General features: G+C 75.7%; 9 protein-coding genes and 1 riboswitch. Of the genes, 5 read left to right on the top strand and 4 right to left on the bottom strand.

Features of this window, described 5'->3' with window-relative positions; genetic code table 11:
• Positions 1–116 precede the first annotated feature (116 nt).
• The 3 genes from ADL08_RS29555 to ADL08_RS29565 all read left to right on the top strand — a co-directional run bounded on the left by ADL08_RS29555 (position 117) and on the right by ADL08_RS29565 (position 3,957).
• Positions 117–1,334 (top strand): PP2C family protein-serine/threonine phosphatase, encoded by a 1,218-nt coding sequence (locus ADL08_RS29555; RefSeq protein ID WP_078968537.1) that lies wholly within the window; start codon positions 117–119, stop codon positions 1,332–1,334.
• 301 nt (positions 1,335–1,635) lie between these two features.
• Positions 1,636–1,782, top strand: a riboswitch (cyclic di-AMP (ydaO/yuaA leader).
• Positions 1,783–1,793: 11 nt separating this feature from the next.
• The gene (locus ADL08_RS29560; protein ID WP_053648361.1) at positions 1,794–2,927 is read left to right on the top strand and encodes a M23 family metallopeptidase; all 1,134 of its coding nucleotides are present in this window, start codon (positions 1,794–1,796) and stop codon (positions 2,925–2,927) included.
• Between the two features lie 76 nt (positions 2,928–3,003).
• A complete protein-coding gene (locus ADL08_RS29565; RefSeq protein WP_053648363.1) occupies positions 3,004–3,957 on the top strand; it encodes an aldo/keto reductase in 954 nt (317 codons plus the stop codon).
• 34 nt (positions 3,958–3,991) lie between these two features.
• On the opposite strand, the gene ADL08_RS29570 is transcribed toward ADL08_RS29565, so the two are convergent.
• From ADL08_RS29570 to ADL08_RS29585, 4 genes are all read right to left on the bottom strand, one after another.
• Entirely contained in the window at positions 3,992–5,326 is a 1,335-nt protein-coding gene (locus ADL08_RS29570) for a PrsW family intramembrane metalloprotease (RefSeq protein ID WP_234352310.1), read from the bottom strand.
• A 63-nt stretch (positions 5,327–5,389) separates the two neighbouring features.
• Complete coding sequence (gene trmB / locus ADL08_RS29575) at positions 5,390–6,187, bottom strand: tRNA (guanosine(46)-N7)-methyltransferase TrmB (RefSeq protein WP_420709670.1); 798 nt, start codon at positions 6,185–6,187, stop codon at positions 5,390–5,392.
• A 327-nt stretch (positions 6,188–6,514) separates the two neighbouring features.
• A complete protein-coding gene (gene lhgO / locus ADL08_RS29580; protein WP_053648367.1) occupies positions 6,515–7,699 on the bottom strand; it encodes an L-2-hydroxyglutarate oxidase in 1,185 nt (394 codons plus the stop codon).
• 143 nt (positions 7,700–7,842) lie between these two features.
• Complete coding sequence (locus tag ADL08_RS29585) at positions 7,843–9,285, bottom strand: hypothetical protein (RefSeq protein ID WP_053648369.1); 1,443 nt, start codon at positions 9,283–9,285, stop codon at positions 7,843–7,845.
• Between the two features lie 536 nt (positions 9,286–9,821).
• On the opposite strand from ADL08_RS29585, the gene ADL08_RS29590 reads away from it, so the two are divergent.
• Together ADL08_RS29590 and ADL08_RS29595 are read left to right on the top strand one after the other, a co-directional pair.
• Positions 9,822–12,212, top strand: coding sequence for an asparagine synthase-related protein (locus ADL08_RS29590; RefSeq protein ID WP_234352311.1), 2,391 nt, complete (start codon positions 9,822–9,824; stop codon positions 12,210–12,212).
• Between the two features lie 296 nt (positions 12,213–12,508).
• A partial coding sequence (locus ADL08_RS29595; RefSeq protein WP_199837112.1) for an AfsR/SARP family transcriptional regulator occupies positions 12,509–13,357 on the top strand: 849 nt, incomplete at its 3' end.

Genomic DNA, 13,357 nt, shown 5'->3' on the forward strand with positions numbered 1-13,357 from the left:
CGCCCCCGTCCCGTACGCCAGTCGGCCGTGCGGAGTCGCCGTCCGACGGGGCGGCGGCCACCCTGGAAGGGCGCGGTACGGGGCCGCGGCCGGTCGGACCGGGCAGGAGAGAACAGGTGGGGCACCCCCTAGGAGCGGTGGACCGCGGCAGGCGGGGCGGTGAGGGCCGTGCCCCGTACGGCCGGGCCCGCTGGTTCCTCCGGACGCTGCCGCCGCTGATCATCGTGGGCGGTGTCCTCTTCGACGTGTCGACCCCCGCCCCGTACACCGCCTCCCCGATGCTCGCCGCCGCCCCGCTGGTCGCCGCGCCCTTCTTCTCCCTGGTCACGACGCTCCTCACCGGGATCGCCGCCGTCCTCGCCTCGGTCGGGCTCTACCTCTTCAGCGGCGACGTCACCCGGGCCCCGGCCGTCGCCGAGACCCTGACCGTGTTCACCGTCTCCGTGCTCGCCCTGCTCATCAACCGGGTGGTGCGCCGCAGCGGGGAACGGCTCGCCTCGGCTCGGGTCATCGCGGAGACCGCGCAGAAGGCGGTGCTGCCGACGCCCGCCGAGCGGATCGGCGGGCTGCGGTGCGCGGCCCGTTACGAGGCGGCGCAGGCGGACGCGTTCATCGGCGGCGACCTCTTCGCCGTGCAGGACACCCCGCACGGGGTGCGGCTCGTGGTCGGGGACGTACGGGGCAAGGGCCTGGACGCGGTCGAGGCCGTCGCCGTCGTCATCGGCGCCTTCCGCGAGGCGGCCGAGCAGGAACGGACCCTGGAGGGCGTGGCGCAGCGGCTCGAACGGGCGCTGGACCGGGAGGGCACCCGCCGGGACAGCCTCGACGCCGTCGAGGGGTTCACCACCGCCGTCCTGGCCGAGGTCCCGCGCTCCGACGGCAGCGGCACCTTCGACGGCTTCGTACGGGTCGTCAACCGGGGACACCCGTCCCCGCTGATGCTGTACGGCGACGGGCGGGTCGAACCGGTCGAGCCGAGCCGTCCGGCGCTGCCCCTCGGCATGGGGGAACTCGCGTCGTGGCCGGACCGTGCCGAGGCCCGGCCGTACCCGCCGGGCACGACGCTGCTCTTCTACACCGACGGCCTCTCGGAGGCGCGGAACGCGCGGGGCGTCTTCTACGACCCGGTGGAGCGGCTGGCCGGGCGGATCTTCCCCGGCCCCGAGGAGATGCTCGACGCGCTCGTGGACGACGTGCGGCTCCACACGGGCGGCGGGGCGACGGACGACATGGCGCTGCTCGCGCTGAGCCGCCCGGTGGCGGGGCAGCCGGAGCGGCGCCGGACGATGCCGGTGGTGCCGCCCGCCGGCCCCCGCCCCCGGCCGCCGGGCTGACGCCGCCACCGGCCTCCCGGAGAGCCGGGCCCCCTGCCTTCCGGCGGGCCGGTCCCAGGCCTCCCGCTGGCCCCCGTCACCAGGGGTAGTCGCGAGGTCTCCCTCCGATAACAATTGACGAACCGTCAGATTTCAAGGGTTTGGCGATACCGCGATCCGGCCTTGCTGAAGGGGGCTCAAGTCCGACCATTCCCCACCAATTCAATGAATGATCAAGGGGGACGGCTTGGAATCGGGACCCCCTGTCTATTAACGTTCGATAACGCAGCGCGGTCGTCCCAGCCGTCGCAAGAGACGGCACCGTGCGCACGCGCCGAATCCCGAAAGGGAACCGGGGAACCACCATTTGGGGTGAATCGAGCCCTTCGCATCCGTGCGACCGGGCCCGTAGGAGACCTTCCTGCTCCGAACCCGTCAGCTAACCCGGTAGGCGAGAAGGAAGGAAAGGAGCGCGCCTCCGTGGCGTCCAACACCCCTGCCCCCGAAGCCCCCTTCGATGCCTTCGGCGGCGGTGCGGCTCCCTCCGTCCCGGGCACCGAGTGGAACCCCACCGAGGATTCCCTCCGCGCCCAGAACCGCTCCGGCGGCCGGCACCGGGTCGTCAAGCAGCGCTCCAACTTCGCCCGCTCCTCCACCGTCCTCGGCGTCGGCGTCATCGCGGCCGTCGGCGCGGGCGGCCTCGCCACCGCGCAGGAGAAGCCGCCGGTGGCCATATCGCTCCCGGACCTCCCCGACCTCGACCTGCCCGACGCCCACGACCTGCCCGGCGTCGGCGCGCTCCTGCCCGAGGCGGAGGAGCGGCAGACGGTCCCCGCCGACCGCGCCAACCCGAACCCGCTGACCTCCGCCACGTACACCACCGAGGCCGACGAGCGGGCCTCGCGGTCCGGACAGGTCACGCGGGCGAGCCTGACGACCGTCGACGCCCCGAGCAGCGCCGACGCGGGCGAGGCCCTGCGCGCCCGCATCCTCCAGCAGGCCGAGCAGCAGCAGGCCTCCGCCGACGCCGCCGAGAAGGCCGCGGCGGAGAAGGCGGCCGCCGAGAAGGCCGCCGCCGAGGCGCGGGCCAAGGCCGACGCGGCGGAGAAGGCGGCGGCGGAGGCCAAGGCGAAGGCCGAGGCGGAGGCCAAGGCCAAGGCGGAGGCGGAAGCCAAGGCGAAGGCCGAGGCCGAGCGCCTCGCCAAGCTCGCCGCGAGCTACTCGATGCCCCTCTCCTCGTACTCCCTCACCGCCACCTACATGCAGTCCGGCTCGATGTGGTCCTCCGGCTACCACACGGGCCTCGACTTCGCCGCCCCCACCGGCACCCCGCTCAAGGCGGTCCACGGCGCCACGGTCAAGTCGGCGGGCTGGTCCGGCTCCTACGGCTACCGGATCGTCCTGGAGCTGGAGGACGGCACCGAGGTCTGGTACTGCCACCTCTCCTCCATGACGGTCAGCGCCGGCCAGACCGTGGGCACCGGCGAGACGATCGGCCGCGTCGGCGCCACCGGCAACGTCTCCGGCGCCCACCTCCACCTGGAGATCCACCCCGGCGGCGGCGACGGCGTCGACCCGGCGGCCTGGCTGCGCTCCAAGGGCCTGACGGTCTGACCCCTCCGGGGACCGCGCGGAAGGCGGACGGGAACCGGGCGGAATACGCCCGGCGGCGGGGACCGTTGTCCACCCCATGACTTCTCTCCGTACGCTGGGCAGCTCCGACCTGCACGTCTTCCCCCTCGCCCTCGGCGGCAACGTCTTCGGCTGGACCGCCGACGAGGCGCACTCCTTCGCCGTCCTCGACGCCTACGCCGCCGCGGGCGGCAACTTCATCGACTCCGCCGACGTCTACTCGGCGTGGGCCGAGGGCAACGAGGGCGGCGAGTCCGAGACCGTCATCGGCCGCTGGCTCGCCTCCCGGGGCAACCGCGACGACGTCGTCGTCGCCACCAAGGCCGGCTCCCACCCCCGCTTCAAGGGGCTCTCCGCCCCCACGGTCAAGGCCGCCGCGGAGGAGTCCCTGCGCCGCCTCGGCACCGACCGCATCGACCTGTACTACACCCACTTCGACGACGAGTCCGTGCCCGTCGAGGAGATCGTCACCGCCCTCGACCAGCTGGTGAGGGACGGCAAGGTACGGGCCGTCGCCGCCTCCAACATCTCCCCGGAGCGGCTCCGCGCCTCCCTCGACTTCGCCGAGGCCGAGGGCCTCGCCCGCTACGTCGCCCTCCAGCCGCACTACAACCTGGTCTCCCGCGAGACCTACGAGGGCCCGCTCCTGGAGACCGCCGAGCGGGCCGGCCTCGCCGCCGTCCCCTACTACGGCCTCGCCTCCGGCTTCCTCACCGGCAAGTACCGCCCCGGCACCACCGTCGACAGCGCCCGCGCCGCCGGGGCCGGCAAGCACCTCGACACCGGGCGGGGCCGCGCCGTGCTCTCCGCGCTCGACGCGGTCGCCGGCGCGCGCGGCGCGGAGGTCGCCACCGTCGCCCTCGCCTGGCTCGCCTCCCGGCCGACGGTCGTCGCGCCGATCGCCTCGGCCCGTACGGTCGAGCAGCTCCCGGCCCTGGTCGCGTCCGCCGGCCTGGAGCTCACGGAGGAGGAGCTGAAGCTCCTGACCGAGGCCTCGGCCGTCCGGGGCTGACCGCGGGCCGGGGCCGGATCCGCCGGAGGAGGCCCTAACCGCGGTACGGGTTGTAGCCGCCGTAGTCCAGGTACTGCGGCGGCGTCCAGGCCCGTCCCGTCGCCCGCGCCGCGTACGTCAGCGCGGGCGAGGCGACCGCCCTGCGCTGCCACAGGTGGTGCAGCAGCTCCTGCTCGCGGGCCGCGAAGTCGGGCCCGGCGGTGCCGCGCCGGGCCCGGTCCCGCAGGAACGCGAGGGTCGTCGCGAAGGACTCGTACTCGCCGACCGCCCGGGCGGCCTGCTTGCCGTACGTCCGGGCGGCGTAGGAGCGGGCGAGCTCGCGGGCCCGCATCGAGGAGAGCGCGAGCGGCTCGTCGGGGGAGAGCCAGCCGGCCGCCGCGTACGCCGGGAGCTCCCCGGAGACCGTGCGCAGCTCCCGCTGCCGGCTCCACACCGCGAGCCAGGTCAGCAGGCCGAAGGCCGGCATCATGAGCGCCCCGTACACCGCGTAGAAGATCCAGGGGCCGCCGAAGGTGGCCGAGCCGTTCCAGGCGGCGTGCATGCCCATGGCGAGCAGCAGCCCGGCGAGCGGCAGCAGCACCTTCCGCGGCCGCTTCCCGCGCGGGGCGAGCGCGGCGAAGCCGAAGCCGAGGCCGGTGAGCACGGTGAACAGCGGGTGCGCGAACGGCGACATCACGACCCGGACGAAGAAGGTCCCGGCGGTCACCATGCCGATGCCGGTGGCGCCGACCTCCTGGTCCTCGCCGAAGGCGTTACCGAGGTAGAGGACGTTCTCGGTGAAGGCGAAGCCGGTCGCGGTGAAGCCGGCGATCACCACCCCGTCGACGAGCCCGCCGAAGTTCCGGCGGCGGAAGAGGAAGAGCAGCAGGATCGCGGCGGCCTTGGCGCTCTCCTCCACCACCGGGGCGATGACGGTGGCGCCGAGGTGGTCGGCGGAGTCCGGGTCGGCGGTGGCCGTGGCGATCCAGCGGACCGCGAAGGAGTTCGCCAGGATCGCGACGAGCGCGGCGGCGAAGGCGCCCCAGGCGAAGGCGAAGAGCAGGTTCCTCCACGGTCCCGGCTCGACCCGGTCGAGCCAGCGGAACGCCGCCATCAGCAGCGGTACGGGGAGCACGGCGAGGGCCAGGCCGACGAGGAAGCCCTGCGTGCCGGTCTGTTCGCGGACCATCGCCAGGATGACCAGGGCGCAGATCGCGAGCACGGTGACCAGGGATATCGCCCGGACCACCCGGCTGCGCCAGAAGGCCCGGCGCGGCCGGTAGCGCCACTGGGACCGGTCGGCGGCGTCGGGAAAGGCCGGTTCCTCGGTGCCCCGGTGGGGTACGGGGGCGGTTCCGGGTCCGGCTTCGGCGGGAGCGGGGTTCGACACGTGAGCGACCCTAACGACCGGCACGGACAGGGGGCGACGCGGTGACGAGTCGCCCGCTTCCCCTCACTTCCTCCGGAAGAGGAGGTCGTGGACGACGTGCCCCTTGTCGAGCCCCTGGCCCTCGAAGCGGGTGAGGGGCCGGAAGCCGGGGCGGGGCGCGTAACCGCCGTCGGCCCGCGTGTTCTCGAAGTCCGGGTGCGCGGTGAGCACCTCCAGCATCTGCTCGGCGTACTCCTCCCAGTCGGTGGCGCAGTGCAGCACGCCGCCGGGCTTGAGCCGGGTCGCGAGGAGGCCGAGGAACTCGGGCTGGATCAGCCGCCGCTTGTGGTGGCGGGCCTTGGGCCACGGGTCCGGGAAGTAGACCCGGCAGCCGTCGAGGGAGTCGCCGGCGAGCATCTCGCGGAGCAGGATGATCGCGTCGCCGTTGGCCACCCGGACGTTGGTGAGGCCGTTCCGGTCGGCGAGCCCGAGCAGATTGCCCTGGCCGGGGGTGTGCACGTCCACGGCGAGGATCCCGGTGCCGGGATCGGCGGCCGCCATCTGCGCGGTCGCCTCGCCCATCCCGAAGCCGATCTCCAGGACGACCGGGAGCCCGCCGAACATCTCGTCCAGGTCCAGGACCCGCTTGCCGTCGATGTCCAGGCCCCAGTCGGGCCACCGCTTCAGCATCGCCTCGGCCTGCCCGGCGGTCACCCGGCTGCGGCGCGGCTGGAAGCTCCGGATCCGCCGCTCGTGGTGCGAACCGGCGGGATCGGGCAGGGGCCCCTCCCCGGGAGCGAACATCCGACTGCCCCGCCGCGCGACGGGCTGGGGGGCGGGGTCGGCGACGGGCCGCGGGCTGTTCTCAGGCTGCTCAGACACAATGCGGCCGATTCTACGGGTGGGGACGGTCCCGCGCGGGCGCAGGCGGGCGTGCGAGGACGCGCGCGTGGGTGCGGGGACGCGCGCGGGTGCTTCCCGCGCCTGCGCCCGGTAGCGGTCCGGAGTCGGTGGCACCCGCGCCCGGGAGCGGTCCGGGGTCGGTGGCGGTCGGTCCGGGAGCGGTCCGGGGTCGGTGGCGCCCGCGCCCGGGAGCGGTCCGGGGTCGGTGGCGGTCGGTCCGGCGGTCCGGGAAGCGGTCCGGGGCCGGGGCGGAGGTGGTCCCGGGTCGCGGGCGGTCCCAGACCGGGAGCGGTCCCGGGGCGGCGGCTACAGGAACGCCAGCGCCCGCCCCGCCACCTCCCGTCCGATCGGCAGCGAAGCCGTCGCCGCGGGCGAGGGCGCGTTCAGGACGTGGACCGTGCGCGCCGCCTCACGGATCAGGAAGTCGTCGACGAGCGTCCCGTCCCGCAGCACCGCCTGCGCCCGGACCCCCGGCGCGGCCCGTCGCAGGTCGGACTCCCGCACCACCGGGAGGAGCCGTCGCACCGCCTCCGTGAAGGCCCGCTTGGAGACCGAGCGGCGCAGCTCGCCCGCCCCGTACCGCCAGTGCTCCCGGGCGATGGCCCACGAGCCGGGCCAGGCCAGGGTGGCGCCCAGTTCGCGCGGGCGGACGACGGACCAGCCGTACCCCTCGCGGGCGAGCGCCGGCACCGCGTTCGGCCCGATGTGGACCCCGCCGTCGATGCCCCGCGTCAGGTGCACCCCGAGGAACGGGAACGCCGGATCCGGCACCGGATAGACCAGGCCCCGCACCAGCGACGGATCCGCCAGCTCGTAGTACTCCCCCCGGAAGGGGACGATCCGCATCCCCGGGTCGTCGCCCGCGAGCCGTGCGACCCGGTCGCAGTACAGCCCCGCGCAGTTCACCAGGACCCGCGCCCGCACCACCCGTCCGTCCGCCGTCCGCACGGCGACCCCCCAGGGCCGCCGGTCGATCACGGCGGCCTCCGCGCCGTACAGGATCCGCGCCCCGGACGCCTCGGCGAGCCGCTCCGCCACCGCCCCGTAGTCGCAGATCCCGGTCGTGCCGACGTGGATCGCGGCGAGCCCCCGCACCCGCGGCTCGTACTCGCTGATCTGCGCCGGGCCCAGCTCCCGCACCGGGATGCCGTTCTCCCGGCCGCGCTGCACGAGCGCGTGCAGCCGGGGCAGCTCCTCGCGCGCGGTGGCGACGACGAGCTTCCCCGTCACCTCGTACGGAATGCCCCACTCCGCGCAGAACTTGACCATCTCGGCCGCGCCCTCGACCGCGAACCGCGCCTTGAGCGAGCCCGGCCGGTAGTAGATCCCGCTGTGGATCACCCCGCTGTTGCGTCCGGTCTGGTGGCGCGCGAGGGCGTGCTCCTTCTCCAGGACCGTGACCCGGGTGCCGGGGGCGGCACGCGTCAGCGCGTACGCCGTCGACAGACCGACGATCCCGCCGCCGATCACCAGCACGTCACAGTCGAACACCGGCCCCACCTCCCACCCCCGATACTGCACTGGCCCACTGACAAAGTCGTGAAACCTCGCGCGGCCTCATGAGACGCGGTTCACCCGGAGGCGGGTGTTCATGCGGGGCCGCAGGCCCGTCCGGGGCCCGCGCGGGGCGGCCGTCACGCCGGGGCGACGAGCAGCGGCCTGGCCCGTTCCCGCAGCTCCATGACGCGCGGCTCGTCCCCGTACGGTTCGAGCCGGTGCAGCAGGTCCCGTACGTACTCGGTCGTCCGCGCCGACGAGATCCGCCCGGCCACCTCCACCGCGCGCGTGCCGGCCGCGCAGGCCGCGTCCAGGTTGCCGGACTCCAGTTCGGCGACGGCGGAGACGACGAGCCGCAGGCCGTGCGAGCGGACGAACTCCTCCGTCGGCCGGGACAGCGCCTGCTCGGTGAAGCGGCGCACCTCGCGCGGCATCCGCAGGTCGCGGTAGCACTCGGCGGCGTCGGCGCAGAACCGGTCGTACGAGTAGAAGCCCAGCCAGGTCGGGTCGGAGTCGCCCGCCCGGGACCGCTCCAGCCACCCCTCGGCGGACTTGAGCGCGGCCGCGGCGGCGGCCCCGTCCCCCGCCTTCGCGTGCGCGCGCGCCTCGACGAGCCGGAAGAAGGACATGGTGCGGGCGGTGGCGAGCCCCCGGTTGCGCTCCAGGGCGGCCTGGGCGAGGTCCACGCCCTCGTCGGCGAAGCCCCGGTAGGTGGCCTGGAGGGACATGGAGGCCAGGACGTATCCGCCGAGGGGCACGTCGGCGGCGGCCCGGGCGAGCCGCAGGGCCTGGATGTAGTAGCGCTGGGCGGCCTCCTGCTGCCCGGTGTCGAAGGCCATCCAGCCGGCAAGCCGGGTGAGTTCGGCGGTCGCGCCGAACAGGGCCCGGCCGACCTCGTCCGAGTACGAGCCGAGCAGCAGCGGGGCCGCGTCCACGCGTAAGCACTCCGGCACCATGGACGAGCGCCAGTCCCCGCCGCCGTACTTGGAGTCCCAGCGGCGCGCGTCCTCGGCGGCCTCGCGGAGTTTGGCGACGTCGCTGTGGCCCACGCGCGCGTGCTCCGGCGCGGGCGCCGCCGGGGAGCCGACTACCGGGCGGGGAAGCTCCCGCTCCACCGACGGGTCGGCCGGGGTTATCAGCCAGCGGGACGCGGGCGTGGCGTACGCGCTCACCGCGAACGACCCGGCGAGCGACTGCCAGATGCCGCCCCCGCCGGCCCGCCGCCCGGCGAGGTCGAGCCGGTAGAGGTCGGTGGCCGAGCGGACCGCCTCGCCCACGTCGCGCGGGAAGGCGAGCCCCACCTCGGGCGCGGGGTCGGCGTCGGCGAGCCCGATCTCGTGCAGCGGCACGGGCCGGCCGAGCTTCTGCCCGATCGCGGCGGCGATCAGGTGCGGGGCGGCGCCCTGCGGCACCATGCCCTTGGACACCCAGCGGGCGACCGAGGTCTTGTCGTAACGCAGCGTCAGTCCCCGTTGCGCACCGAGGTCGTTGACGCGCCGGGCGAGCCCGGCGTTGCTGATTCCCGCGAGGGCGAGAACCGTGCCGAGCTTTTCGTTCGGCCCGCGTTGCTCCCTGGACATGACGCCACCCCTCGACAGCACAGACGGCCGCCACGACGCCGGGCATAGGCGTGCGGCATTCGTAAGCACAGCGTAGTTCGCCGCATCCCTACCGTTAAGGGGCGGTGTTCCGTATGGCGAGATTGTTGTGTGACCAATCGCCGGAGGGATCCGTCGGTGGGGAGCGTGCTCCGGCCGTGTGGCCGTGCGCCTGGCCGTGCGCTCTCGTCCGGGCGGTGGGGGAGCGCTTCCATCGGTACCGCGTGGGTCGGCCCATCCGGCCGGGGTCGGAGTCCCGGACCAGTGGGCTGGGGGACACCGCCGCCCCATTCCCCGCGGGCGGCGGACGGCGCCGGGAGGCGGAAGCGCCTCCCGGCCAGCCGGCGGCCCGTGAGGAACGGACCGCCCCTGTTCGTTCTCGCGCGCCTTCCAAACCTTCGGGCGCGGTCGAAATTCGGCCGAATGTCGCCGGTGTCCAACTGGCCCATGCCAGGGGCGCATTCGGCTTTCGCGCGCGTGCGCCCGGACACCGCCCCGTGCGCCGTTGTCATGGCAGCATGTCTCCCACCGAAACGGACGTGGAGGCGCCGATGCGATGGCTGGTGGGCTGGAGCAGCGTCGCCGCGAGCTTCGCAACGACCGGGGGGACACGGACGGGAGCGGCGAACGGCTCGTACGGGGCGTACGGATCGGGCACGACGGCGGCCTACGGCGCGTACGACTCGTACGGCTCCGGTGCGACGGGCCACGGCCCGTACGGCTCCGGCCCGGCGCCGGCCCACGACCCCTACGGCTCCGGGACGACGACCCACGGCCCGTACGGCTCCGGTACGGCCTCGGCCCACGGCGCGTACGGCTCCGACACGGCGGCGGCCCACGGGTCCCACGGCCCGGGCCGGGCGACGGCGGCCGAGGGGCGCACGGTGCAACCGGTGGGCGCGCAACTCCTGTGGGGAGGCCCCGATCCGCTCTGGGCGGTCGGCGACTGGCGCCCCGACGAAGTCCGGGTCGTGGCCGTCGACGACCACACCCACATCGCCGTCCTCGGCTGCTGCGCCGCGGGCGACGACGAACTGCGCAGGGGACTGCTCACCGCGCGCGGGGGCGCCCTGCGCCACCTCACGGCCTGGCCGGGAAGCTACACCGCCGTCGTCAAGGCCGGCCGCCGCGTCACCGTCACGGGTGACCTCGCCGGGGCCCGGCCGGTGTTCCACACCCCGTGGCAGGGCGGCACCGCGTACGCCACCGCGGCCCTCCCCCTCGCCGACCTCGTGGAGGCCCAGCTCGACATCGGCCACCTGGCCGCCCTGCTCGCCTGCCCCGAGACCCCGGAGGCGCTGCGCGACTCCACCCCCTACGAGGGCGTCCGCCGGGTGCCGCCCGGCCACGCGCTGATCCTGCGGGAGGGCTCGCGCGAGATCACCGGCTACGAACAGGTCGCCTCGCTCGCGGTCGCGACCCCCGAGTCCGACCCCCGGCAGGCCGTCGAAGGCGTCAGGGACGCCCTGGTCGAGGCCGTCCGCGCCCGCCTCACGGCCCCCCGGCACGCGCCCGAGGCGCCGCTCCCCGACCCCGGCCCGGTCCCCGGCATGGGCCCCGCCGACCGGCGCGCGGCCCGGGGCGGGGGCCCGGCGCCCGGCATCGGCGCCGACCTGTCCGGCGGCAGCGCCTCCGGCACGCTCGCCCTCCTGGCGGCGGGACTCCCGGGGGTGCCGGGCACGATCATCGGCCACGGCACGGGCGCGGGGGAGCGGCTGCTCGCCGTCACCTTCAACGACCTCGCCACGCGCGCGGGTTCGGACCGCGAGGACGAACTGAAGCGGGCCCGGGAGCTGGCCGCCGACCCGCGCCTGCACCACGTGGTCGTCGCGGCCGGCGAGGAGGCGCTCCCGTACGCCTCCCTGGACGGGCCGCTCACCGACGAGCCGGGGCCCGCGCTCGTCACGGCCGAACGGCACCGGCGGCGGCTCGCGGGCGGCAGCGCCGACCACTTCACCGGCATGGGCGCCAAGCAGGTCCTGGATGCGCACCCGGCGCGCCTCGCCGACCTCCTGATGGACCGCAGACGCCGCTCCCTGGTGCGTCCCGTCACCGCGCTCGCCAAGGCCTCGGGTCCTTCGGCGGGCGCGCTCCTGGTGCCGCTGACCGTGTACCGGGCGGCCCGGAAGCTGGCCCGCACCCCGTACCGGACGGGTCTGGAGACGGCGGCCCGGCGGGTCCTGGAGGCGAACCGCGCCGCCCCCGACGGCTTCGGCCCCCTGGAGGCCTCCCTCTCCGCCCTCGCCTGGTCGCGGCCGGGCCCCGCGGCCCGCTGGCTGACGGGGGAGGCGCTGGCCGAAGTATCGGTTCGCCTGAACCGGGCGGCGACCCTCCCCTCCTCCGTCCAGCGCCCCGGCGAGGCACGCGCGCGTGCGGCCCTCGCGCGGGCCGCCGCCGACCACCGGGTCCTGGAGCAGGCCGCCGAGATCCGCGGCCAGCGGCTGCACGCCCCCTTCCTCGACAACCAGGTCGTACGGGCCTGCCGCGCCCTCCCCGAATCGCTCCGGGTCCAGCCGGACGCCCGCGCCGGCATCCTGCGCACGGTCCTGACCGACACCGGGATCCACGACCTGCCGCCGGGCTGGGGCGCCCCCCACCCGGCCGTCCCGGCCGCCGCCGCCCGCGCGGGCCTGCGCGCCGCGCTCCCCCGGCTCCTGGCCCTCTTCGACGCGCCGCTCCTCGCGGACGCGGGCCTGATCGAGGCGCGCGTGGTCCGCGAGGCCCTGCGCGCCGCCGCCGACGGCGAACCCGTCCCCCTCGACGGCCTCGCCGACCTCGTCTCCACCGAACTCTGGCTCCGCCGCCTCCTCGCCCGCCGCGGCTCCTGCTGGACCAACACCACGGAGCCGCGCGCCCACCGCGCGGTCCAGGGCCCCCTGATCCCGGCGTCCCGCTCGCTTCCGGCGTGAGGCCCCGCGCGCCGCGACCGCGTCCGGCAGACCAGGGTCCACGCGCGCGGGAACCCCTCTCCTCCTCCTGACCGACCGCGAGGCGGGCGAAGCCGTCGCGTGTTCCGGCCCCGGCTCGTGGACGACTGCGGCCACGAGTCCGCCCACGAGTCCGTCCACGAGCCGGGGCCGCCCGCCCCCTCCCCGCACCCCCGGGCCCCACCCCGGACACGGCGGAGTTCCGACGCCCGCCCTCCCGGGGCCGGACCCGGGTAAACCCCGAGGCGTACGCACGGGCCGACGGCCACAATGAACCGGTGCGGTATCTCATCCTCGGCACCACCGAGGCCCTTCGTCCCGACGGCACCCCCCTCCCCCTCGGCGGTGCCCGGCTGCGCGCGCTCCTCGCCGCTCTCGCGCTGCGCGGCGGACGGCCCGCCTCCGTCGGCGAGCTCGCCGACGACGTGTACGGGGACGACCCGCCGCAGGACGCGCCCGCCGCCCTCCAGGCCCTGGTGGGCCGCCTCCGCCGGATCCTCGGCAGGGAGGCGGTCGCCTCCACCCCCGGACCCGGCTACCGGCTCGCCGCCGGCCCCGACGACATCGACCTGTACGTCTTCGAGCGCCGGGCCGCGGAGGCGGGCGCCCGCCTCGACGCCGGCGACCCCGACACCGCCGCCGCCCTCCTGCGGGAGGCCCTCGGCCTCTTCCGCGGCCCCGCCCTCGCCGACCTGCCCGACCCGGCGGGCGTCCGGCCCGAGGCCCAGCGGCTCGCCGCCCTGCGCCGCCGCGTCGAGGCGGACCTGCGCCGGGGCGCCACCGACGGACTCGTACCGGAACTGACCGAACTCACCACCACGTACCCGTACGACGAGGCCTTCCACGCCCATCTCATCCGCGCCCTGCGGGCCGAGGGCCGCCACGCCGACGCCCTCGCCGCGTACGCGTCGGCCCGTCGCACCCTCGCGGACGCCCTCGGCACCGACCCCGGACCCGAACTCGCCGCCCTCCACCGCGAACTCCTCACGGGCCGGACCCCGCCCCGCCCCGCAGCGGCCACGCCGGTCACCGGAGCCACACCAGCCACACCAGCCCCACCGGCCCCACCGGCCGTACCTCCCGCATCAGCCGTACCTCCCACACCAGCCGTACCTCCCACACCAGCC

Source organism: Streptomyces sp. NRRL F-6492 (assembly GCF_001280125.1).
GTDB lineage: Bacteria > Actinomycetota > Actinomycetes > Streptomycetales > Streptomycetaceae > Streptomyces.